We start from the raw sequence: 22906 nt of genomic DNA, 5'->3' as shown, positions 1-22906 counted from the left end.
TGGAGCCAGGTAACCACACGGGGGCGTGTCCCCACCAGTCACCCGCGACGAACCGCGGCAGGCACGACCCGGGGCGTCCACCGCCCGTACGGCTCACCGGACGCGGAACAGCCCCCCGACTCAGGGGAGGTCGAACAGCTTCGCGGCGTTGTCGTGGCACACGGCCCGCAGCCAGTCCTCCCCGAGCCCCAGCCGTTCCAGCACCCGGAGCTGATGCGCGTACGGGTAGGGGATGTTGGGGAAGTCGGAGCCGAGCAGCACCCGGTCGCCGAGCGCGGCGAGGCGGGGGAGCGCCCGGCGCGGGAACGGCATCAGGTCCTCGGTGAAGTCGGTGAACGCCATCGTGGTGTCCAGGCGCACCTGCGGGTACCGCTCGGCGAGAGCGAGGAAGTCCTCGTACTCCGGCATGCCCAGATGGGCGACGATCAGCCGCAGTCGGGGATGACGGGCGAGCACCCGCCCGATCGGGCCGGGCCCGGTGTGCCTGCCGGGCGCGGGACCCGAACCGCAGTGGACCACGACGGGGACGGCGGCCTCCGCGAGCAGTCCCCATGCCGCGTCCAGCAGTTCGTCCGCCGGGTCGTACGCCCCCACCTGGACATGCGCCTTGAACACACGGGCGCCCGCCTCGACGGCCTCCCGCACGTACGTCTCCACGCCGGGCTCGGGGAACAGGGTCGCGGTGTGGAGGCAGTCGGGGGTGCGGCGGGCGAAGTCGACGGCCCAGCCGTTCAGCCAGCGGGCCATGCCGGGCTTGTGCGGGTACAGCATCGCGGTGAAGGCCCGCACCCCGAAGTCCCGCAGCACGCCCGCGCGTTCGCTCTCCCCGGCCCGGTAGGTGATCGGCCACTCGACGCCACCGGTGAGCGGCCCCAGCGCGTCGAAGTACGCCCACACCTTGTGCAGCACGCGCTCCGGCATGAAGTGCGTGTGGACGTCGATCAGACCGGGCAGCCCGAGCTCCTCCCAGAAGCGGCGGACCTCCCGCACCTCGGCGTCGCGGCCCGCCGCGGCGGGCGCGGCGGAGCCGGAGCGGGGCGTCTGCGGCGGGCGGTGGCCGGTCATGCCGTTCACGATCACCCCTGACGCCCGGGCCGGTCCACTCCCGTCCCCTGTGCGGAAGATCACGCCGGAGGCGGCGGCTCTGCCTGCGCGCGCCGGCGCACCATCTCGTCGATCCACACCGGGGCGAACGGCGACGTGCAGCCGGGGGGCGTCGGATAGTCCTTCAGGACCTCCAGCCGCTCCCCGACGGCGATCGCCCGCGCCCGGTGGTCGGGGTGCTCGATGCCGATCTGCGCCAGGCAGTGGTTCATCGCCCACTGCAGACGCGGCGGGGCGCCCTTCATCTCCGCCTCGATCGTGTCGAGCAGCCCCGGCAGGTCCAGGCCGTCCGGCCGCTTCGCCACCCGCTCGGTGGTCAGCGCCCAACCGGCGCTCGCGACCACGGGGTCCGGGTCGGCGGACCAGGCGACGCGCAGCTCCTCGGCGTACGGGCTCCTGCGCACCACATAGGTCACGAGCCAGTCGTGCACCTTGGGCGTGCGAGCCTCCCGCAGCATGCCGTCCAGCTCGGCCCGTCCGAACGCCTTCGGACGGCAGATCAGCAGGGCCAGCAGCCGCGCCGCCGAGTCCCCCGTCGCCCAGAGGTCCCGAGCGAGGTCGTGCTGTGTCTTGAGCCGCTTGGCGATCGCGCGCAGCTTGCCCAGGTTCACGCCGTGGTCGTCGCCGTGCCGCTCGTTCACCGCGCGCGCCCTGGGGTCCTCCAGCGCGGCCAGCTCCGCCCTCACCTCGGCCACCGTCGTACCGGTCCCCGCCGCCTCCGTCATCACGGCCTCCCGTAGAGAACGCCCTCGTCTGCGCGGGCAGCATACGGCGCCGGTTGGACCTCCGGAGTGCGGGAACCCGGGGCGGCGGAGTGGGCCGCCGACGCGGTCCTGGGATCTGGGAGGTCTCCGTGGCCGTACGCCATCGTCTGATACACGTCGGGCCCAGTGCCGTCTGGGACGTCCTCGAGGACGGCAGCCGGTACGCGGAGTGGGTCGTGGGCACCGCACAGTCCGAACCCGTCCGCGGAACGTGGCCGCAGGAGGGCGCGGCGATCCGCTACGAGATCAGGATCGGCCCGGCCCGCCTGGCCAACGAGACGGTCGTCCGCCGGTACGAGGAGGGCCGCCTGCTGGAGCTGGAGGCCAAGGCGGGCCCGCTGGGCACGGCCCGCATCTCGATCGAGGTCCGCCCGTGGGGTGAGAAGACCCTGGTCATCGTGGACGAGCACCCCCTCCAGGGAGCCGGCGGCATGCTGCACAACGCCGGCTTCGAGGCGCTGATCCAGCTCCGGCACCGCACCATGCTGGCCCGCCTCGCGCGGATCTGCGAGGGCGAGGCGGCCCCGGACGAGCGGCCGGACCGGCAGGACACCGTCGGCCCGGCGGAGGCGTACGGAGCCGGGCATGCCTGACGCCGTGGTGATCGGCGCCGGCCCCAACGGGCTGGTCGCCGCCAACGTCCTCGCCGACGCCGGATGGCAGGTGGAGGTGCTGGAGGAACAGCCGGAACCCGGCGGCGCCGTCCGCCACGACCGGGGGGTGGACCCCGACTTCGTCAACGACCTCTTCAGCTCGTTCTACCCGCTCGCCGCCGCGTCGCCGGTGGTGGCCGGGCTGCACCTGGAGAACCACGGACTGCGCTGGAGCCACGCGCCCAGTGTCGTCGCCCACCCCCTCACGGACGGCAGCTGCGCCCTGCTGGACCGCGACGTCGACGTCACGGCCGCCTCCCTGGAGGCGTTCGCACCGGGCGACGGGGACGCCTGGCGGCGCCTGCACGACATCTGGGAGCGGCTGCGGGCCGACCTGCTGGACACCCTGTTCACCCCGTTCCCGCCCGTGCGCGCGGGAGCGCGGCTCGCCCTGCGCCTGCGGGCCGCGGGCGGACTGCGCATGGCCCGCAGCCTGGTCCTGCCGGTGCGTCGCCTCGGTGAGGAGGAGTTCCGCGGCCAGGGCGGCCGGCTGCTGCTCGCCGGCAACGCCCTGCACGCCGACCTCGCCCCGGAGTCGGCGGGCAGCGGCGGCTTCGGCTGGCTGATGACGATGCTGGGGCAGACGTACGGCTTCCCCGTGCCGGCCGGCGGGTCCGGCGCGCTGACCGACGCCCTCGTGCGACGGCTGCGCTCACTCGGCGGCGAGGTGCGCTGCGGGCAGCGTGTGGAGCGGGTCGTCGTCCGCGGCGGACGCGCCGTCGGCGTACGGACCGCGACCGGCGACACCGTGGCGGCCCGCCGGGCCGTCCTGGCCGACCTGTCCGTTCCCGCCCTCTACGGCGACCTCGTCGAACCCGAGCATCTGCCCCCGCAGGTGCTGGACGACCTGCGGCGCTTCCAGTGGGACTTCGCCACCTTCAAGGTGGACTGGGCGCTCGACGGGCCGGTGCCCTGGCAGGCCGAGCAGGCGGCCCGCGCCGGCACCGTGCACCTGGCCGACGGCGTGGACGAGCTCACCCGCTTCGCCGCGCAGATCGCCATGCGCCAGGTCCCGGACCGGCCGTTCCTGCTCTTCGGCCAGATGACCACCTCCGACGCCTCCCGGTCCCCGGAGGGCACCGAGTCCGCCTGGGCGTACACCCACGTGCCCCACGACATCCGCGCCGACGCCGGCGACGAGAACATCACCGGCATCTGGAACGCCAAGGACCAGGAGCTCATGGCCGACCGGATGGAACGCCAGGTGGAACGCTTCGCGCCCGGCTTCCGCCGGCTGATCCGCGCCCGCCGCGTCCTCGCGCCCCCGACCCTGCAGGCCCTGAACGGAAACCTGATGGGCGGCGCCATCAACGGCGGCACCACCGCCATGCACCAGCAGCTCTTCTTCCGGCCCCTGCCCGGGACCGGGCGCCCGGAGACCCCCGTCCCCGGACTCTTCCTGGCCTCCTCCGGGGCGCACCCGGGCGGCGGAGTGCACGGCGCGCCCGGCGCGAACGCCGCACGCGCCGCCCTGCATCGCAACCGGCCGCCCGGACTGGCCCGCGCCCAGCGCTACCTGAGCGGCCGCGACCGCACCGGCACGCGACGATGACCCCACCCCACCCCGCACCCACCGCCGACCACACGACGCCGTCGAGGAGACCGATGACCGCGCACGACGACGCCCCCACCACCCGCGACCGCATCCGGCCCCGCCCCGCCGGAGTCGACGACAAGACCGTCGAGGCCCTCGGGGCGCTCTCCAAGGCCCTGGAGACCACCGAGCGGGCCCGCGGCCGCCTCTACGACTTCCACCAGCTGACCGGGACCGCCGACCTGCAGCTCGACCGCGCCGTCGAGCTGCTGCGCGAGGCCGGCCATCCCGAGTGGGCCGAGAGGGTCCGCGAGGAGATCCTCGGCCGCAACGTCATCCCCGGGCACTGGACGTTCCAGATCGTCGAGGCCTACAACGCCACCTACTACCGGCCGTTCCAGCGGCTGGAGGCCGGCGCGCTGCAGGAGCTGGCCGACGGCACGGACCACCTGTTCGAGGCGGAGATGAAGGAGGAGCGCCGGACCCCCGGCCACCCCCACCACACGCCGCTGCCGCCGACCGAGGAGACCTGACGGCGGCCGCCACCAGGGCAACGCCCTGTCGTCGCGACCGAGAGGAGGGACCGCCCGTGCGCAGCAGCCCGCTCGCCGACCGGACGGTCGTCGTCACCGGAGCCGCCCGCGGCCTGGGCGCCGCCATGGCCCGGCGCATCGCCGGACGCGGCGCCCGCCTGGCCCTGCTGGGCCACGAGAAACCCGAGCTGGAGGCGCTGGCCGAGGAGCTGCCCGGACCGGCGCTGGCCGTCGAGGCCGACATCACCGACCCCGACGCCCTCGCGGACGCCGCCGCACGCGTACGGGCCGGCCTCGGCCCCGTGTCCGCCCTGGTGGCCAACGCCGGGATCGCCGAGGGCGGGCCCTTCCCGTCCTCCGACCCCGCCGACTGGGCCCGGGTCGTCGAGGTCAACCTCACCGGCAGCGCCCACACGGCACGCGCCTTCCTGCCGGACCTGTTCGACACCCGGGGGTTCCTCCTCCAGGTCGCCTCGCTCGCCGCGATCGGCGCCGCGCCCCTGATGAGCGCCTACTGCGCCTCCAAGGCGGGTGTCGAGGCCTTCGCGCACGCCCTGCGCGCAGAGGTGGCGCACCGCGGGGTCGGCGTGGGCGTCGCCTACCTCAACTGGACCGACACCGACATGATCCGCGACGCGGACCGGTACGCCGTCCTGCGCGAACTGCGCGGCCACATGCCGCCGCCCGCACGCCGGGTGTACCCGGTGGACCAGGTCGCCGCCCGCCTGGTGAGCGGCCTCGAACGCCGCCGTACGGCCGTCTACGCCCCGGCGTGGCTGCGACTGACCCAGCCGGTGCGCGCGGCGATGCCCCCGGTCGTCCTGCGCGTGGCCCGCCGTGCCATGCCGCGGCTGGAGGCGGAGATCCCCTTCGACCAGACCGGCCTTCTGGGCGCGGGCGGCCAGGCCGACCGGACGGCGACGGCCGGGGGAGGCTGAGCGAGGCCTCCAGGCGCCCGGTGCGCGTCAGGCGGCCGGTACCGGCTGCGGAGCCGGTGTGGTGTGCTCGCTCGTCAGGCGGAGGGTCGCGCAGGCCGCCGTGCCGGCCAGGGTGCCGAAGGTGAGCGCGGCCGGGACGTGGGCGCCGAGAGTGGCCAGGAAGTGGGTCGGGCCCCAGACGTCCAGCGTGTCGTCGAGCGGGATGCGCAGCACCTGGCCCGTCAGCAGCGCGAGCACCGTCGCGCAAACCCCGCCGACCGCCATCGCGGGAAAGGTGACCCGTGTCAGCAGGCCCGGCAGCAGCCGCAGGGCCCACCACGCCACCGCCAGCATCAGCACGTCGACGAGGCGGTACACCAGCCAGTCGCCGAACCCCGTCGTCCCCGGGCCCGTCCAGCCGCCCAGGATCAGCCACTGACGCAGCAGATCGCCGGGCTCGGACAACCGTCCCGAGCCGCCGAACACGGTGTGGATCCGGGCCGCCACCCGGTCGTAGGACAGGATCAGCAGGGACACGGCGACCACGGCGGTGCCGAGGGACGCGGCCAGGCGGGCGGGGCGGGCCGGCACCGCGGACCGGGGCGGCGTCTCCCCGTCCCTGGCGACCGCTCGCCCCACCAGCACCGTGAGCCCGGCGGTCAGCAGGGCCACGAGCACCGCCACCGGTCCGCTGGACTCGATCCCGGCGGCCAGCTGCGGCAGGAACCGGTAGCTGCCCCGCCCGCCCGAGGCGATCAGCCACGGGGTGGAGACGGCGACCGCCAGCGTCCCGGCCACCGGCCCCCACGCCCACAGCGCGAGCAGGGTGCCGGGCGTCCGCCCGTGCGAGGGCGGCATCCTGCGCAGCAGGAGCAGCGCGCCCGCCCCGTAGAGGACGAAGAGCGCCACGAACCGGATCTGCATCCCGGTGCGCCGCAGATCGGAGTACCCCGGGGTCCCGCTCACCCCCGTGCCGTCACCGGCGGAGGTCAGCACCGATGGGTCGTAGGCCCAGGGTGCCAGCCAGCGCCGCAGCTCCAGGACGGACTCGATGCCGAGCGCGCGGGTGGCGCCCTGGAGCTGGAGGGCGTGGGCGCTCGCCCCGGCCCACCACAGCAGCAAGGTGATCAGTACGGCCCCGGTCAGTGCCGGTATCGCCGCACGCCGGTATGTCATGTCGTCCCCCGTCCGTCCTGCGCCGGCCGTCGATGGCGGGCAGCGGAAGGATAGTGGGAGTCGATCTTCGGGCGCGGACCCGTGGCCGAAAGGCGACCGCGCCGGCCGACCGGGATCAGCCCCGCCCGAACTTCTCCCTGGCCGCCGGGGTGACCGGGGTGAAGAGGTTCACGAGCGTGCCGTCGGGGTCGCGGAACAGCAGGGAGCGGTTGCCCCACGGCATCGTGGTGGGCCCGCTGACCACGTCGTGTACGACGCCCGTCAGGTTCTCGTGCACGCGGTCCACGTCGTCGACGAGGAACTCGATGATCACGCTGTGGTTGTCCGCCGGGCGCGCGGACCCCGGGGCGAACAGCGGGACCGTGCCGGTGCCGGCGATCGCGAGCGTCGCCCCCGGCGTCCTGAGCTCGGCGAACTCCTCGGTGGCCCAGCTCGCGGCCACCCCCAGGACGTGCTCGTAGAACGCGACGAGGCGTGCCACGTCGGCGGTGATCATGCGGACGGAGACGAACTGCATGGGGCTCTCCCAGGTCGTGCCAAACGGCTTGCACGGCCGAGGCTAGGAGAGATACAGGACAGAATCGGTCCTGTATACGCGGTAGATTCCGGCGTATGCCCCGACCCACCGCCCGTGTACTGACCCTCCTGGAGCTGCTGCAGTCCGGCGGCACCCGCACGGTGGCCGAGCTGGCCGGAAGACTCGGCGTCGACGGGCGCACCGTGCGGCGGTACGTGGACCGGCTGATCGAGCTGGACGTCCCCGTCGAGTCGGTGCGCGGGCGCTACGGCGGCTACCGGCTCGGCCCCGGCTACCGGCTTCCCCCGCTCATGCTCGGCGACGAGGAGGCGCTCGCCGTGCTGCTCGGCCTGGTCGCCGGGCGCCGGGCGGGGCTGACCGGACCCCAGGACACCGCCGCCGAGACGGCGTCGGCGAAGATCCGGCGCGTGCTGCCCCGGCACCTCGCCCGCCGGCTCGACAGCCTCCTGGAATCCCTCGCCTTCACCGAAGGACCCGAAGGACCCGAGGAGCACGACACCCCGGACGCCGGTGTGCTGCTCACCCTCGCCGACGCCGTGCGCCACCGCCGTCCCGTCGCCGTCCGGTACACCGACCGCGAGGGGCGCCGCAGCGACCGCACCCTGCACGCGTACGGGATCGTCGCGCACGCGGGCCGGTGGTACGTCACCGGCCGGGACACCGGGATCGACGAGGACCGTACGCTCCGGCTCGATCGCATCGCGGACGCGCGGGCCCTGCCCGGCTCGTTCCCGCCCCAGGAGGGACCTGGTCCGGCGGAGCGCGTCGTGTCGGGGTTCGCCACGGCCGGATACCGGCACGAGGTGACCCTGCGGATCCAGGCGACGGCGGGCGAGATCCGCGCGCACCTGCCGGCCAGTGTCGCCGTGCTGGAGGACCCTGGCGGCACGGAGGGCCAGGACGCGACCGACGGGCCGTGGCTGCGGGTGGAGCTGCGGGCCGAGCGGCTGGAGTGGCTGCCTCCCGTGCTCGCCGCCCTCGACCGGCCCTTCGTCGTCGAGCGCCCCGCCGCCCTGCGCGACCTCGTCACGGCGCTCGCCGACCGCCTCGCCGCCTCCGCCCGCCGCACCTCCCCCTAGGGGGTGTCTTGTCGATCAGACCGGGCTCCCGGCGTCTGGCACCGCGCCTCGCCGCGTTGTCGTCGGTCTCCCCCACGCTCGAACGAGCTCCCGCGGGGGCACCCCCACCGCACCGCATCGACTCCCTCCTCCGCCTTGCGATGCACGGCGCCGGACGCCGCTCGCTGATCCGGCCTGATCGACAAGACATCCCCTAGGGGCCGGCGTCCTGAGCGGGCATGCCGAAAGGGTGCCCGGGGAGCCGTGGCTCCGGGGGCACCCCGCGGTGGTCGCTCCGGTTCAGAAGTCGGTGGAGAGCCCGCTGACCTCGGCGATGCCGCGCAGCTCCTCCGTCTCCTTGTGCCGTTCCTTGATGTAGTCGGCGATCTCGCCGAGGCGGATCGGGTCGGAAGCGGTCATGGCGTCGGTGACGATGCGAACCGGACCGGTCTCGTCGACGTCGATCTCGACCACCTCGTTGTCCATGCGGCCGGTGACCGCGGTGGCGATCACGAGGGCGGCCTCCTCACGGACCTCTTGGGGCAGGTCGTCGGCCCCGGAGTCGAGCGCGAGGTCGAGGCTGGACAGGCGCTCCTCCTCGATCGCCTGGAGCACGGGCTCCACCAGGCGTCGCAGGAGGCGGTAGTCCTCCGTGTCCATCCGAATGCGCAGGAGGTCCAGGTACACGTCCACGGGCCGGCCGTCGCCTTGCGGAATCTCGAATTCGCTCATTCGCCCCGTGTTTCCCGCGCGGCGCGGCTCACACACGACGCCAGCGGGCGAGTGCGAAGGAGAACAACCCGAACAGCACCAGCCCCGCCGCCACGCACACCAGCAGCCAGGGCCCGAGCGGCGTGTCGGCGAGGCTCCGCAGCGTGTCGTCCAGGCCCTTCGCCCGGTCCGGCTCGTACTCGACGGCCGCACGGACCGCGAAGACGCCGGCCACGGCGAACACCAGGCCGCGGGCCGCCCCGCCTCCCACGCCGGTGATGTCGACCAGCCGCCGGGTGCGGCGGCTCATCCGGCCCAGCTGGAGCTTGTCGTGGTACTTGCGCAGCACCGCCCGCACCCCGATCCAGCCACCGGCGACCACGACGCCGATCCCGGCCGCGGCGACCAGCCACTGACCGCCGGGCAGCTCCAGCGCCCGGGCCGTGACGTCCCGCGACTGCTTGTCGCTCGACCCGCCGCCGCTCTGGTGCCGGGTGGCGGCGAAGTACAGCACGGAGTAGGCGACGAAGACGTAGAACCCGCAGCGGGCCGCGGCCAGCAGCCGCTTGCGCGGGCTGCGCCCGTCCTCGCCGAGGGAGCCGAAGACGGCCTCGCTCAGCCGCCACAGCGCCATCCCGACCAGCCCGATGCCCAGCGCCCACAGCAGGACCGCGCCGAACGGCCGCTGCGACAGCTCGGCCAGGGCACCTCCGCGGTCGGCCTGCCGGCCGGTGTCGCCGAACGCGACCTGCAGGGCCAGCGCCCCGACCAGCAGATAGATCACCCCTCGCGCGGCCAGCCCCGCTCGTGCCGCCCCCCGCGTGACCGAACCCCGCGCGGCCCGCCGGGCCCGCAGCCGTCCGGTCGACGCCATCGCACTCGTGTTCATGTAGACCTCCCGGACATGCGGATGCCCCGGCGGGGCCACCGCACACGCGGCGCTTCCACCGGGGGCCGTCCGGGGCGTGACCGGCGGGAACACGGGTGCCGGGAGGGGATCGTGGGCCAGAAGGGGACTGCGGCCGGTGGACCTGCGGCCGGTCCGGTCGAACGCCCGTCGGTCGGTCGAACGTCAGCTGGTCCGGTCGAACGTGAGATGCGTGACGCCGCTCGACGTCGTGACGGTGTCGACGGCGTAGTCCTTCTCCAGGCCCTCGAGGCCGTCCCAGAGGCGGACGCCCCGGCCCAGCACGATCGGCACGACCACCACGTGCAGATGGTCGATCAGCCGGGCGGCGAGGAAGTCCCGGACCACGGTGGGGCCCCCGCCGATCCGCACGTCCTGGCCGCCCGCGGCCTCCCGTGCCGTCTCCAGCGCGGCGGCCGGGGAGGTGTCGAGGAAGTGGAACGTGGTGCCGCCCTCCATGGCGATCGGCGGCCGGGTGTGCCGGGTCAGGACGAACGTCGGGGTGTGGAACGGCGGATTGGGCCCCCACCACCCCTTCCAGTCCGGGTCCTCGTGCCAGCCCGGATAGCCGTACTTGCCGGCGCCCATGATCTCGGCGCCGATCCCGGGTTCGAACTGCCGGACGAACGCGTCGTCGGCGCCCCCGGTCCCGCCCTTCTCACCGGTTCTCCCGCGCCACCAGCGGGTGGCGAACATCCACTCGTGCAGCCGTTCCCCCGCGTGACCGAAGGGCGCCTCGCGGCTGAGGCCCTCGCCCGTGGCGAAGCCGTCGAGCGAGACCGAGAAGTCGTGCACACGGGCGAGTGACATGGGGTGGCTCCCTGCTTCCGTGGCCGGAGGTTCCACGCCCCAGCTTGGCCGTTCCCCGGCCGCCGCGCAGCGGAACGGCGCACGGCGGGTCGTGTGCGCCACGAGACCGGTGACATTGCCGGTCCGCACGGGCCGCGCGGTCCCCGACAGTGACACGGCCACCCACGGCGGGCCCCGCCGCGGGCGCGCGGCCGACTCCCCATGGCCCGCGTGCCCGTGGTGCCGGCCACCCGCCACGACAGAGAGGACGACCCGTGCGACTGCATCCCCACAGCACCGCCCCCGCGAGGCGCCGGACCGGACGCCTGGCCGGCGCCGCCGCGGCCCTCGCCGCGCTCGTCGGACTCGGGACCCTCGGCGGTCCGGGCGCCCACGCCGCCGACAACCCGTACGAGCGCGGCCCGGCGCCGACCACCTCCAGCATCGAGGCCCTGCGCGGCCCCTACGCCGTGTCGCAGACCTCCGTCTCCTCGCTCGCGGTCACCGGATTCGGCGGCGGCACCATCTACTACCCGACGTCGACCAGCGACGGCACCTTCGGCGCCGTGGCCGTCTCCCCGGGCTTCACCGCGTACGAGTCGTCGATCGCCTGGCTGGGGCCGCGGCTGGCCTCGCAGGGCTTCGTGGTGTTCACCATCGACACGCTCACCACGGTCGACCAGCCCGACTCGCGGGGCCGCCAGCTCCTGGCCGCACTGGACTACCTGACCGAACGCAGTTCGGTGCGCGGGCGGATCGACGCGAGCCGCCTCGGCGTCATGGGCCACTCCATGGGCGGCGGCGGCAGTCTGGAGGCCGCCAAGACCCGTCCGTCGCTCCAGGCGGCGATCCCGCTGACCCCGTGGAACCTCGACAAGACGTGGCCCGAACTCACCACGCCGACCCTCATCTTCGGCGCCGACGGCGACACCGTCGCCCCGGTCGCCACCCACGCCGAGCCGTTCTACAACGGCCTGTCCTCGAGCCTCGACCGGGCGTACCTGGAGCTGAACGGGGCGACCCACTTCACGCCCAACACGTCGAACACGACGATCGCGAAGTACAGCATCTCCTGGCTCAAGCGGTTCATCGACAACGACACCCGCTACGAGCAGTTCCTGTGCCCGCTGCCCCGGCCCAGTCTGACCATCGAGGAGTACCGGGGCAACTGCCCCCACACCTCCTGAGGTTCCGCACCAGGCGGGCGGTGGACGCGCGTACGGCGTCCACCGCCCCGTTGTGCCCGGGCACGGTCCCCGGCGCGCACGGCTGGGCGCCGGCACAGTCCCGCCGCCCCTCCTCCCTCGTCAACCCGCAGGTGGCGCCGCCTGTTCGGCCTCCTCCCCGCACGGACGCGGGCCTTCCGCGTCGCTTTACGCGCCCGTAACATCACGGGAATGACCACAGACAGGAGCAGCACGCGGACGGCTCCCCCCGAGCGGGGCCGGACCCGCGAGGAGGGCGCCGGGTCGGTCGTGGTCGACCGAGGGCGCCTCGAACTCGCCCGGGGCAGACGTCAGTTGTCCGACGGGCCGGTGGACGACGCCCGGGAGAGCCTGCTGCTGGCCGCGTCCCTGCTCGCCGCCGACGCCCCCGAACTGGCCGAGGCCGCCCGGATGTCCGCGGCCGAGGCCGCCTGGGCGGCGGGCGACATCGCGGCCTGCCTGGGCGCGCTCGACGGCGAGGACGCGGCGGACGCCCCCTCCGGACCGGGGTGGGCCCGGGACGCCTTCCTCCAGGACCACCGCGACGGCATGCGCGCGCTGCTGGCCCGGCGCCCCGAGCACGCCGTCGGCCCGCTGCGCCGGGTGCTGGACCGTGCCCGCACCGACGACCGGCCCGAACGCCTGCTGCGGGCGGCGTCCGCGGCCCTGCTCCTCGGGGACCTGCGGGAGGCCCGCGCCGCCGGCGCCCGCGCGCTGGCCGCGGCCCGCAACGCGGACTGCGCCGCGTCGGAGGCGCGCGCCCTGGAGTACCTCGCCTACGGCGAACTGCGGGCCGGCCGGCACGCGCAGGCCCGCGCCCACGCCGAGGAGGGCGTACGGGCCGCGCTGGCGGCCGGGCACCGCAACACCGCGGCCAGCCACCACGCCATGCTCGCCCTGGCCGCCTCGATCGAAGGGGACACGGGCGCGGTCGAGGGATACGCGGCGACCGCCCTCGCCGTCGCCCGCCGGCACGGCCTGGCGCAGGCGGCCACCCTCGCCGAATGGGCCGTGGCACGCGCCGATCTGGCCCGGGGCCGCCCTCTGGACGCCGCCGACCGGCTCGGCCCGCTCGTCGGACAGGGCGCCCGGCGCGGGCACTTCGCCGTGTGGATGCTCGCCGTGCCGTGTTTCGTGGAGGCCGCGGTGCTCGCCGGGCACCCCGAGGACGCGCGGACGGTCGTCGGCGACCTCGCGCTGTGGGCGGCCTTCGGCGCCGACCCCCACGCCCCGGCACAGCTCGCCCGCTGCCGGGCCCTGCTCGCGTCCGGCGACCGGGCCGACGCCCTCTACCTGCGGGCACTCGCCCTGCACGACGAGGCGGGCGGCGACTTCGAGCGCGCCCGCACCGAGCTGCTGTACGGCCGCTGGCTGCGCCGGCGCCGGCGTCTGCGCGAGGCCCGCGGCCGTCTCGGGGCCGCCCTGGTCGGGTTCGAGCGCTGCGGCGCCGCCGCCTGGGCCGACCAGACCCGCGCCGAACTGCGCGCCAACGGCGCCGCGTCCAGGACCGAGCAGGCCGCCGGCCTGGCCCGGCTCACCCCGCAGCAGCTGCGCGTCGCCCGGTACGTGGCCGAGGGCGCCACCAACCGCGAGGTGGCCCAGCGCCTCGCCGTCAGCACCCGCACCGTCGACTACCACCTGCGCAACGTCTTCGCCGCGCTCGGCGTCCGCTCCCGCATCGAACTGGCGCTCATGGTCGGCCAGGAGGACCGGTGAGCCGCGCCCGGACGGGGGCCGGTGAGGCCGGCCGCGCCCCACCCCGGCCGAAGAATACGGCTGCACACCCCTAGGGACCGACCGGACGGTATGCCATCCTTCGGTGCAGGACGATTCGGGTGGCGACCGCCCACGGGCAGCGCACCCCGCCGGACACCGCTGAGCCGGCCTGGCGCCGGAGCCCTGCCGGGAAGCCGAGGCTGGGGGAGGACCGCGATGCATCCTGCCGTACGCACACGCGCCACGATCCGCACCGGGCCGGTGCCCGTCCCGCGCCGGCGGGCCCCGCGCCTGCGGTCGCTGATCGACGCCGACGCGCTGCGCGTCCTGCACCGGGCGGCCCGCGTCCTGCTCGACGACCTCCCGGCGCTCACCGACCGGCTCCTGACCGCCCTCGGCGAGCAGGAACCCGCGTACCGCACCGCCCTGGCGCACGACCACGGCGCCACCTGGGAGGAGGCCCACCGCTCCCTGCGGCACAGCGTGACCTCGCTGCTCGACCCGCGCGGCACCCGGGACGCCGCGCACCGCTGCACCTGGCGGATCGGGGTCGCCCGAGCCGAGCAGGGGCTGCCGCTGGACGCCCTGCTGCACGCGTTCCGGCTCGGCGGCTCCCTGGTCTGGCAGCGGCTGGTGGAGGAGACCTCCCGCTCGGCGCCCGAGGACGTTCGGCTCCTCGTGCACGTCGCCACCGACGTGTGGGACTTCGTCGACGAGCACAGCGGCATCGTCGCCGAGGCATACCGGCAGACCGAACGGCAGCTCGCCTGGCGGCGCGAGAACCGGGTACGGCTCCTCGCGGCCGCCCTCCTCGACGGCACGAGCCGCATCGCCGACCTGCCGGAGACCGCCGAGGGCCTGCGCCTGCCGGAGCAGGGCCGCTACGTCGTCGTCGCGGTCGCGGGCGGCCGGCCCCAACTGCCGGCGGGCGTCCGCGCCACCGCCGTACCACCCGGTGCGAGCGTGTACTGGCACTCAGGAGGGGAAGTGGACCACGGCATCGTCCTGGTCGGCGACGAGGGGAACGACGGCGACGACGCGGACGGCCGCGACCCCGTCGAGGCGCTGGGCCTGACCGCCGACGGCGTGCCCGGGCGGCGCGTCGGCATCGGCGGCACCGTGAACGGCCTGGCCGCCGTCGGCGACGCCCGACGCCTCGCCGACCTCGCGCTCGGCATCTGCCCGCCCGGCGGCGGCACGATCCGGCTCACCGAGCATCTGCCCGAGGCCCTCGTGGTCTCCTGCCCCGAGCTGGGCGCCACCCTCACCGAACAGGTCCTCGGCCCGCTGCTGCGCCTGGACCCGGCCGACCGGGACGTCCTGCTGGACACCCTGACGGCCTGGTTCGACTGCGACGGCTCCGCCCAGCGGGCCGGGGAGCGGCTGTACTGCCACCGCAACACCGTCCTGAACCGGCTGCGCCGCTGCGAACAGCTCACCGGCCGCTCCCTGGCCCGCCCGCTCGACGTGGTCGAGATCAGCCTCGCCCTGACGGCCCGGCGTCTGCTGCGCGGCTGACCGGCCGCCCCCGCCCCGGCCGCCGTACGAAGATGCGCGGCCGGGCGCCGGATGGTGCACTCGGGTGAGGAGGCGGGGGCCGGTCGGCTGGAGGCGCCATGGCTGACAGGGGACACCGGTGCGGGCGCCTCCCGCCCGCACCGCGGCCCTGGCCGCGCGGCGGCGTACGGACCCGGATCAACGCCGTGGCCTTCCGCGTCGCCTCCCTCGGCGTGCGGCACGCGGTACGGCGGCTGCCCGAGGTGCTGAGTGAGGACGAGACCGTGGAGATGCTCGCCACGGGCTCCCACGGCCGCGGCACCGGCGTCCTCGTCATGACGGACCGGCGCCTCGTCCTCTACGCCCACGGCACGCTGACGCGGACCGTGGAGGAGTTCCCGTACGAACGGATCAGCTCCGTGCAGTGGACCGGCGGCCTGCTCACGGGCACGCTGCGCGTCGTCGCGGCGGGCGGCGGGACCGAGCTCCGGCAGGTGCCCACGGACCAGGGCACGGCCCTCGCCGACCTGCTGGGCCACCGCCTCGCCGCCGATCCTCCGCCCGCGCCGGACTCCGCCGGCCACGTCGCCGCCCGCCTCGCCACCCTGGACGAGCTGCGCGCGTCCGGCGCGATCACCGACCAGGAGTACCGGGACCGCAGGACGGAGATCCTCAGGAGCCTGTAGGGGCGGCGGCGAGTCCGGACTCCCGGCCCGCGAAGACCTGGTGGGCACCCGCACAACCCCGGGCCACCCCCGTTGGGACCGCGCAGCGACCTGGGGCGCGGGCCTGTACCGGCCGGTCACCGACGTGCTGTCGTGGGCTGCCCCTCCCCCCGACGCACCCGTGCCCCGCGGCACGGATCCGAGGAGACGTGATGCCCGAAGCACCACCGGACGACGAGCCCGCCCTGCGCGTCGACGCCCTCGACGTGACCTACGGACGGGCCGTGTCCGTCCTGCGTTCCGTGTCCCTGACCGTCCCGCACGGCTCGGTCGTCGCCCTGCTCGGCGCCAACGGGGCCGGCAAGACGACCCTGCTGCGCGCGGTGTCCGGCACCCTGCGTCTGCACCGCGGCGCCGTCACGGCCGGCCGGATCCGCTACGGAACGACGGAACTCGACGGACGCGACCCGGTGGCCGCCGTGCGCGCCGGGGTCGTCCAGGTCCCCGAGGGCCGCCGCGTCTTCGCCGGGCTCACCGTCGACGAGAACCTGCGCACCGGCGGTCTCGGCCTGGGGCGGCGCAGACCGGCGCAGGTCGACGAGGCCCGCGACCGGGTCTTCGCCCTCTTCCCGCGGCTCGCCGAACGCACCCGGCAGGCCGCGGGACTGCTCTCCGGCGGCGAACAGCAGATGCTCGCCATCGGCCGCGCCCTGATGGCCGCCCCGCGTCTGCTCCTGCTGGACGAGCCCTCCCTGGGGCTCGCCCCGCAGATGGTGTACCGGATCGCCGAGGTCGTCCGCGAGATCCACGCGCAGGGCACCGCCGTCCTGCTGGTCGAGCAGAACGCGGGCATGGCCCTGTCCCTCGCCGACACCGCGCACGTCCTGGAGGTCGGCGAGGTCCGGCTGTCCGGGCCCGCCGACGAACTCGCCCGCACCGACGCCGTACGCCGGCTGTACCTGGGGGAGACGCCGGAGGCCGGCGGCACCGGCGGGGCGACGAAGACCACCGAGGGGCAGGGAGCCGCGTGACCGTCCGCACCACCGCACCGCCCGAACTGGCCGTCACGGACGTGACCGTCCGCTTCGCCGGTCTCACCGCCCTGGACACGGTGTCCTTCACCGTCGCCCCCGGCACCGTCCACGCGCTCATCGGCCCCAACGGAGCCGGGAAGTCCACCTGCTTCAACGTCCTCTCGGGACTGTGCCGCCCGGCGTCCGGCACCGTACGCCTCGGTGACGCCGACCTGACCCGGCTCGCCCCGCACCGCATCGCCGCCCTCGGCGTGGCCCGCACCTTCCAGAACATCGTCACCACCCAGGGCACCGTCGCCGACAACCTGATGCTCGGCCGGCACGCCCTGTCCCGGGCCGGGTTCGCGGCCAGCGCGCTGCGCCTGCCCCACGCCCGCCGCGAACAGCGCGAGCACCTCGCACGGGCCCGCGAGATCGCCGAACTCACCGGCCTCGCCGAGCACTTCGAAAGCCCCGTCGCCCTGCTGTCCTACGGCGACCGCAAACGCGTGGAGTTCGCGCGCGCCCTGTGCCTGGAACCGAGCGTCCTGCTGCTGGACGAGCCGGTCGCCGGGATGAACGCGGCCGAACGCGCCCGCGCCGTCGAGGTCGTGCACACCGTGCGCGCCGAACTCGGCCTGTCCGTGGTGCTGGTGGAGCACGACATGGGCCTGGTGATGCGGCTCGCCGACGAGGTCACCGTTCTCGACTTCGGCCGGGTCATCGCCCACGGAACCCCCGACGAGGTCCGCGGCGACCCCGAGGTGCTGCGCGCCTACCTCGGCACCGGAGCCGACGAGGAGGACGCCGCATGACCACCTTCCTGGACACCCTCTTCAACGGCCTCGCCCTGGGCGCGGTCTACGCCCTCGTCGCCCTCGGGTTCGTCATCATCTTCAAGGCGTCCGGCGTCATGAACTTCGCGCACGGCTCGCTGCTGCTGCTCGGCGGCTACCTCACCGCCGTGCTCCACGACGACCTCGGCTTCGCCGCCGCCCTCGCCGTGTCCGTCCTGGTCACCGCGGCCGTGGCCGGCGCCATGGACCGCTTCCTGCTCCAGGCCGGCGGGGGAGCCGACCCGCACACCGCCCACGTCCAGACCATCGTCACCATCGGCGTCGACATCGTCATCCTCACCGACCTGTCCCGGCGCATCGGCGGCGACCTGCTCTCGCTCGGCGACCCCTGGGGCGACTCCGTCAGCGCGCTGGGCCCGGTCACCGTGGCGGACAGCCGGATCGCCGCCATCGTCGTCTCGGCCCTCGTCATCGCCGGCGTCTTCGCCCTCTTCCGGTACACCTCCTGGGGCCTGTCGCTGCGGGCCGCCGCCGAGGACGTCGAGGCCGCCTCGCTCATGGGCGTACGGCTGGTGCGGGTGCGCACCCTGGCCTGGTGCCTGGCCGGCGCGCTCGCCGCCCTCGCGGCCGTCTTCCTCGCCGCGTTCCCCGCCCCCGGCCTGGAACGCACGACCGGGCAGATCGCCCTGAAGGCGTTCCCCGCGGCGATCCTCGGCGGCATGGCGTCCCCGCCGGGCGCCCTCGCGGGCAGCCTGCTGATCGGGCTCACCGAGGCGCTCGTCGCCGGCTACCAGTCCGAACTGCACGTCCTCGGTGAGGGGTTCGGCGACGTCGCCCCCTACGCGGTGATGGTGCTCGTGCTGCTCGTCCGGCCCACCGGGCTGTTCGGCGGAAAGGCGGCGGTCCGTGTCTGAACGACCCTCCCACGCCCACGCGTTGCGCCTTGGCGGCGCCCTCGCCGCCGTCGCCGTCCTGTGCGCACTTCCCTTCTACCTCGACGTGTTCTGGCTGCGCATCGGCCTGTTCTCGATGGCCGCGGCCGTCGGCGCGGTGGGCCTCGGCCTGCTGTCCGGCACCGCCGGTCAACTCTCCCTCGGCCACGCCTTCTTCCTCGCCGTCGGCGCCTACGGCTATGTGTGGCTGGCCGGTGAGCCCGGTCCGGGGCTCCCGACCTCCGTGGCCGCCGTGCTGGCGGTCCTGCTGGCCGGGGCGGCGGGCGGGCTGTTCAGCCCCGTCGCCGGCCGGGTGCGCGGCGTCTACCTGGGCGTCGCCACGCTGGCGCTGGTCTTCCTCGGCCACCACGTCCTGCTCACCGCGGACTCCGTCACCGGCGGTTTCAACGGCCGTTCGGTGCCGCCGCTGGAACTGGGCGGCTTCTCCTTCTCCGCCGACTCCGAACTGACGGTGCTGGGTGTGCCGTTCGGGGCCGAGGAACGCCTGTGGTACCTGGGGCTCGCCCTGTTCGCGGTCACCTGGTACACCGCCCGGGGACTGCTGCGCGGCCGCCCCGGACGCGCCCTGGTCGCGCTGCGCGACAGCGAGACCGCCGCCGCCGTGATGGGGGTGGACGTCGCCCGTCATCGCGCGGCCGCCTTCGTGGTGTCGTCGATGTACGCGGGCCTCGCCGGGGTGCTCCTCGCCCTGGCCTTCCGCCGGGTCGTGCCCGACTACTTCGGCCTCGTCCTGTCCATCGACTACCTGGCCATGATCGTCATCGGCGGGCTCGGCTCGGTCGCGGGCGCCACCGCGGGCGCCGTCTTCGTCACGGCGCTGCCCCTGCTGATGACGCGCTACGCCGACCAGCTCCCGCTCGTCGCGGCCCCCGGCACCACCGACGGCACGGTCGGCCCCACCGAGGCCGCCCGCTACCTCTACGGCGCCGCGATCGTGCTGATCCTCCTCTTCGCCCCCGACGGACTGCACGGCCTGGCCCGCCGCCTGCGCACCCGTCTGCGCCGCACCCGCGGCGCGCCCGCGCCCGCTTCCGGCGCCACCGTGTCCACCCCGTCCCCCGCGTCCGCCGTACGAGCCAAGGAGCCGACCCCGTGAAGCCCACGCACCACCCCGCGCACCCCGCCGCCCCCCGCACCAGGACCCTGTTGGCCGCGGCCCTCGCCGCCCTGCTGCTCGCCGGCACCGGATGCAGCTCCAAGGCCGACTCGTCCAAGAACGCCGGGGAGGGCGCCGGAGGCATCAAGACCGGCCCCGGCGTCACCGACAAGACCATCAGGCTCGGCGCGCTGACCGACCTCACCGGGCCGTACGCGACCCTCGGCAAGAGCATCGTGCAGGCCCAGCAGATGTGGGCCGACGAGGTCAACGCCGACGGCGGCATCTGCGACCGGCGCGTGGAGATCGTCGTCAAGGACCACGGCTACGACGTCCAGAAGGCGGTCACCGCCTACGCCGACCTCTCCTCCGACGTCGTCGCCCTGCCCCAGGTCATCGGCTCGCCGGTGATGGCCGCGCTGCTCGACGACATCGAACGCGACAAGGTGCTGACCTTCCCGCAGGCCTGGGCCGCCTCCCTGCTCGACAAGGAGTCCGTGCAGGTCCTGGGCACCACCTACGACATCGACATGATCGCCGCCGTCGACTATCTGACCCGGACGAAGAAGGTGGCGAAGGGCGACACCATCGGCCACGTCTACTTCGAGGGCGACTACGGCGCCAACGCGCTCGAAGGCTCCGAGTGGGCCGCGAAGCAGGCGGGCGTCAAGGTCGCCGGGCAGAAGATCAAGGCGACCGACACCGACCTGTCCGCCCAGGTCTCGGCGCTGCGGAAGGAGGGCGTCAAGGCGATCCTCATCAGCGCCGGGCCCGCCCAGACCGCCTCGCTGGTCGGTGTCGCGGCCTCACGGGGCTTGAAGGTGCCCGTCGTCAGCAGCGCCCCCGGCTACGCCCCGCAGCTGATGAAGACACCGGCCGCGCCGGCCCTCGCCGCCCTGCTGCACATCGTCAGCGCGGCACCCGCGGTCAGCTCCGACCTGCCAGGGGTGCGCGAGATGGTCGCCGCCTACCAGAAGAAGTACCGGGGCTCCCTGCTGGACGCCGGGGTGCTGTCCGGCTACAACGCCGCCCGGATCATGGGCGACGACCTGAAGAAGGCCTGCGAGAAGGGCAGTCTGGCCCGCGCGGACGTGGTCGCGGCGCACCGCGCGCAGTCCGCGGTCGACGTCGGCCTCGGCACCGCCCAGAACTTCTCCGACAAGGCACGGCCGGCCAGCACCGAGACCTATGTGCTCAAGCCCGACGCCAAGGCGGTCGGCGCGGTGGTGAACGAGGAGGAGGCGCACACCGCGCCCGGGGTGAAGGAGTACCTGGCCTCCCGGGGCTGACGACACGCCGGACCGTCCCCGTACGGGACGGGCGGACCCGAACGGCCCCCGCCCGTCCCGTACGATCAGCCGATCCCAGCGCAAGGAGAGGTTCCCGGTGACCGCCGTCGTACCCCCGTCCCGTCCCGCGCCCTCGCCCACGGCGATGGAGCAGCTGACCCGCACGGAGGACGGCGAGTCGCTGGGCTCCCTGCTGTGGCGGGCGGGGGAGGGCTGGCGGATGATCAGCAACGCCGTCCTGGGCGGCGGCATCGGCGAACGCGCCTGGGTCCTCAACGCCCAGGTCGCCCACGGCTACCGGCGCACCGACCCGGACCGGCACCTCGCCGGACTCGCCCGGGACGCGGGCGCGCACGGGCCGGGTGTCGGCCTGATGACGGCCGCGGACGTCCGGGCGTACGGCAGCGGGCACGACGGCGGGGTCACGGCCGTGGCCACCGCGGGCCTCGGCGTGCGGGGCTGGGCGGCGGACTGGACGGAGGCCGCCCCGACGGCCGTGCGCCCCGGGACCGTGAACATCGTGGTCGCCGTGCCCGTGGCCCTGACCGACGCGGCGCTGGTCAACACGGTCATGACCGCGACCGAGGCCAAGGTGCAGGCGCTGGTCGACGCCGGTCTCGACTGCTCCGGCACTCCCACGGACGCCGTGTGCGTGGCCGTCCGCCGCCCGCGTGCCGGCGAGGAGACGCACGCCTTCGGCGGGCCCCGCTCGCTGTGGGGGTCCCGCGTGGCACGCGCCGTCCATCAGGCCGTCGGCGCGGCCGCCCGCGCCTAGGGTCTTTCGTTTGGATCATGCCGGGCTCGCGGGGTCTTTGATCCGGCCTGATCCAAACGAAAGACCCTAACCGCCCCTCGGGCCACCGTCCGCCGTGACCTCACGGCCGGTGTCCGTGCCGCGCAGCGCCTGCCGCACCGACCACAGGACGGCCACGAAGGGCACGGCCACCACCGCGCCGATGAACCCGGCCGCGATGGCCCCGGCCACGACGGCGAGGGCGACGACGAGGGGATGCAGGCTGACCGCCCAGCTCAGGACGAGGGGATGCAGCACGTGCCCCTCGATCTGCCCGATGACGACGATCAGCGCCACCACGATCAGCGCCGTCATCGGCCCCTTCGCCGCCAGCGCCACGACGGCGGCGACGCCCAGGGCGATGGGTGAGCCGATCAGCGGGATGAAGGCCGCCGCGAACTCCAGCAGCGCCAGCGGCACGGCCAGCGGCACCCGCAGCGCGAGCAGGGCCACCCCGACGAGGACGGCGTTGGTGCCCGCGACCAGCAGGATGCCGTGGGTGTACCCGGTGAAGGTCCGCCAGGCCGCCCGGCCCGCCACCCCGACCGGCCGTCGCGCGGAGGCGGGGAGCTGGCCGCAGATCCACTGCCACTGCCGGTCGCCCGAATGCGTGAAGAACACGGCGCAGAACAGCGCCAGCGCGAGCACCGTGAGGACTTCCACGAGCCGGCTCGCCCCGCTCACCGCCTCACTGATGACCGTGGACCGGTGCTCGGACAGCAGCATGCCGAGCCGCTTCTGCACATCGCGGAAGGTGTCCGCGGGCAGCCGGAACGGCGGCCCCTCCAGCTGGCCCTCGATCCGGTCGATCCCCTTCTCGAACTCGCTCTGCAGGCTCTTGCGCTGATCGGCCACCGTCTCGCCGACCAGTACGAGCGCCCCGATCACGAGCGCGAGGGCGCCGATGAGGGCCGTCGCCACCGCCAGCGGACGGGGCAGCCGGCGCGCGAGGAGCCCGGTGACCGGGCGCAGCACGGTGGTGAGGACCAGCCCCAGGAACACGGCGACGGCGATCCGGTGGAACTGCCCGAGCACCGAGAACGCGGCCCGTACGACGACCGCGACCGCGATGACCCGCCAGGCGTAGGCGGCCGACGTCCGCAGCCAGCCCGGCACACCGGTGTCCGCGCCGCCCGGGCGACCCGGCGGCGGCGAGGACGGATCGCGGGGAGTGGCCATCTCCATGCCCCCTACCACC

Annotated in this window: 23 protein-coding genes; 15 read left to right on the top strand and 8 right to left on the bottom strand. The window is 74.8% G+C overall.

The window, feature by feature from the left end:
* Positions 1–120: 120 nt before the first annotated feature.
* Together ACFV46_RS24220 and ACFV46_RS24215 are read right to left on the bottom strand one after the other, a co-directional pair.
* A complete protein-coding gene (locus ACFV46_RS24220; RefSeq protein ID WP_376728173.1) occupies positions 121–1065 on the bottom strand; it encodes an amidohydrolase family protein in 945 nt (314 codons plus the stop codon).
* Between the two features lie 59 nt (positions 1066–1124).
* Positions 1125–1829 (bottom strand): DNA alkylation repair protein, encoded by a 705-nt coding sequence (locus tag ACFV46_RS24215; protein WP_385499620.1) that lies wholly within the window; start codon positions 1827–1829, stop codon positions 1125–1127.
* Between the two features lie 128 nt (positions 1830–1957).
* Here ACFV46_RS24215 and ACFV46_RS24210 point away from each other — a divergent pair, with 128 nt between their 5' ends.
* From ACFV46_RS24210 to ACFV46_RS24195, 4 genes are read left to right on the top strand one after another with little or no spacing between them, the layout of a single operon-like run.
* Positions 1958–2461 carry an SRPBCC family protein gene (locus ACFV46_RS24210; protein WP_385499619.1) on the top strand — a complete coding sequence of 168 codons (504 nt, stop codon included), beginning with the start codon at positions 1958–1960 and terminating at the stop codon, positions 2459–2461.
* Positions 2454–4073 carry a phytoene desaturase family protein gene (locus ACFV46_RS24205; RefSeq protein WP_385499617.1) on the top strand — a complete coding sequence of 540 codons (1620 nt, stop codon included), beginning with the start codon at positions 2454–2456 and terminating at the stop codon, positions 4071–4073. Before ACFV46_RS24210 ends, ACFV46_RS24205 begins: the two co-directional genes overlap by 8 nt.
* A 53-nt stretch (positions 4074–4126) precedes the next feature.
* Positions 4127–4588, top strand: coding sequence for a hypothetical protein (locus tag ACFV46_RS24200; protein ID WP_385499616.1), 462 nt, complete (start codon positions 4127–4129; stop codon positions 4586–4588).
* Positions 4589–4644: 56 nt separating this feature from the next.
* Positions 4645–5526 (top strand): SDR family oxidoreductase, encoded by an 882-nt coding sequence (locus tag ACFV46_RS24195; RefSeq protein WP_385499615.1) that lies wholly within the window; start codon positions 4645–4647, stop codon positions 5524–5526.
* Between the two features lie 27 nt (positions 5527–5553).
* Here the strand turns inward: ACFV46_RS24195 and ACFV46_RS24190 are convergent, their stop codons facing one another.
* Positions 5554–6681, bottom strand: coding sequence for a hypothetical protein (locus ACFV46_RS24190; RefSeq protein WP_385499614.1), 1128 nt, complete (start codon positions 6679–6681; stop codon positions 5554–5556).
* A 115-nt stretch (positions 6682–6796) separates the two neighbouring features.
* A complete protein-coding gene (locus ACFV46_RS24185) occupies positions 6797–7198 on the bottom strand; it encodes a VOC family protein (RefSeq protein ID WP_385499612.1) in 402 nt (133 codons plus the stop codon).
* A 95-nt stretch (positions 7199–7293) separates the two neighbouring features.
* Here ACFV46_RS24185 and ACFV46_RS24180 point away from each other — a divergent pair, with 95 nt between their 5' ends.
* Positions 7294–8298: a helix-turn-helix transcriptional regulator gene (locus ACFV46_RS24180; RefSeq protein WP_385499610.1), complete on the top strand. Its 1005-nt coding sequence runs from the start codon at positions 7294–7296 to the stop codon at positions 8296–8298.
* Positions 8299–8577: 279 nt separating this feature from the next.
* On the opposite strand, the gene ACFV46_RS24175 is transcribed toward ACFV46_RS24180, so the two are convergent.
* The 3 genes from ACFV46_RS24175 to ACFV46_RS24165 all read right to left on the bottom strand — a co-directional run bounded on the left by ACFV46_RS24175 (position 8578) and on the right by ACFV46_RS24165 (position 10705).
* The gene (locus tag ACFV46_RS24175; protein ID WP_361937360.1) at positions 8578–9009 is read right to left on the bottom strand and encodes a hypothetical protein; all 432 of its coding nucleotides are present in this window, start codon (positions 9007–9009) and stop codon (positions 8578–8580) included.
* Positions 9010–9037: 28 nt separating this feature from the next.
* Positions 9038–9877 (bottom strand): DUF1206 domain-containing protein, encoded by an 840-nt coding sequence (locus tag ACFV46_RS24170; protein WP_385499608.1) that lies wholly within the window; start codon positions 9875–9877, stop codon positions 9038–9040.
* A 183-nt stretch (positions 9878–10060) separates the two neighbouring features.
* Positions 10061–10705 (bottom strand): dihydrofolate reductase family protein, encoded by a 645-nt coding sequence (locus ACFV46_RS24165; protein ID WP_361937364.1) that lies wholly within the window; start codon positions 10703–10705, stop codon positions 10061–10063.
* A gap of 254 nt (positions 10706–10959) precedes the next feature.
* Here ACFV46_RS24165 and ACFV46_RS24160 point away from each other — a divergent pair, with 254 nt between their 5' ends.
* The 10 genes from ACFV46_RS24160 to ACFV46_RS24115 all read left to right on the top strand — a co-directional run bounded on the left by ACFV46_RS24160 (position 10960) and on the right by ACFV46_RS24115 (position 21690).
* On the top strand, positions 10960–11871 hold the full coding sequence (locus ACFV46_RS24160; protein WP_385499607.1) for an alpha/beta hydrolase: 912 nt from the start codon (positions 10960–10962) through the stop codon (positions 11869–11871).
* A gap of 210 nt (positions 11872–12081) precedes the next feature.
* The gene (locus ACFV46_RS24155) at positions 12082–13605 is read left to right on the top strand and encodes a LuxR C-terminal-related transcriptional regulator (protein ID WP_385499606.1); all 1524 of its coding nucleotides are present in this window, start codon (positions 12082–12084) and stop codon (positions 13603–13605) included.
* Between the two features lie 216 nt (positions 13606–13821).
* Positions 13822–15123 (top strand): helix-turn-helix domain-containing protein, encoded by a 1302-nt coding sequence (locus ACFV46_RS24150; RefSeq protein ID WP_361934212.1) that lies wholly within the window; start codon positions 13822–13824, stop codon positions 15121–15123.
* A gap of 98 nt (positions 15124–15221) precedes the next feature.
* Positions 15222–15788 (top strand): SHOCT domain-containing protein, encoded by a 567-nt coding sequence (locus ACFV46_RS24145; protein ID WP_385499604.1) that lies wholly within the window; start codon positions 15222–15224, stop codon positions 15786–15788.
* 191 nt (positions 15789–15979) lie between these two features.
* Positions 15980–16798, top strand: a complete 819-nt coding sequence (locus ACFV46_RS24140) for an ABC transporter ATP-binding protein (protein ID WP_385499603.1) — start codon at positions 15980–15982, stop codon at positions 16796–16798.
* On the top strand, positions 16795–17595 hold the full coding sequence (locus ACFV46_RS24135) for an ABC transporter ATP-binding protein (protein ID WP_361934221.1): 801 nt from the start codon (positions 16795–16797) through the stop codon (positions 17593–17595). The genes ACFV46_RS24140 and ACFV46_RS24135 overlap by 4 nt, the downstream gene beginning before the upstream one ends.
* The gene (locus tag ACFV46_RS24130) at positions 17592–18491 is read left to right on the top strand and encodes a branched-chain amino acid ABC transporter permease (protein WP_376728184.1); all 900 of its coding nucleotides are present in this window, start codon (positions 17592–17594) and stop codon (positions 18489–18491) included. Before ACFV46_RS24135 ends, ACFV46_RS24130 begins: the two co-directional genes overlap by 4 nt.
* A 22-nt stretch (positions 18492–18513) precedes the next feature.
* Positions 18514–19626: a branched-chain amino acid ABC transporter permease gene (locus ACFV46_RS24125; protein WP_385499685.1), complete on the top strand. Its 1113-nt coding sequence runs from the start codon at positions 18514–18516 to the stop codon at positions 19624–19626.
* Positions 19623–20915, top strand: a complete 1293-nt coding sequence (locus ACFV46_RS24120) for an ABC transporter substrate-binding protein (RefSeq protein ID WP_361934226.1) — start codon at positions 19623–19625, stop codon at positions 20913–20915. The genes ACFV46_RS24125 and ACFV46_RS24120 overlap by 4 nt, the downstream gene beginning before the upstream one ends.
* A gap of 97 nt (positions 20916–21012) precedes the next feature.
* Positions 21013–21690, top strand: a complete 678-nt coding sequence (locus ACFV46_RS24115; protein WP_385499602.1) for an adenosylcobinamide amidohydrolase — start codon at positions 21013–21015, stop codon at positions 21688–21690.
* A gap of 66 nt (positions 21691–21756) precedes the next feature.
* Here ACFV46_RS24115 and ACFV46_RS24110 read toward each other — a convergent pair whose 3' ends face one another.
* The gene (locus tag ACFV46_RS24110) at positions 21757–22887 is read right to left on the bottom strand and encodes an AI-2E family transporter (RefSeq protein WP_361934228.1); all 1131 of its coding nucleotides are present in this window, start codon (positions 22885–22887) and stop codon (positions 21757–21759) included.
* Positions 22888–22906 lie beyond the last annotated feature (19 nt).

The sequence above is a fragment of the Streptomyces sp. NPDC059852 genome (assembly GCF_042731455.1).
In the GTDB taxonomy this organism is placed as follows: domain Bacteria; phylum Actinomycetota; class Actinomycetes; order Streptomycetales; family Streptomycetaceae; genus Streptomyces.
The sequence above is the reverse complement of the archived record's forward strand: the minus strand, read 5'-3'. Positions and strand labels throughout refer to the sequence as shown.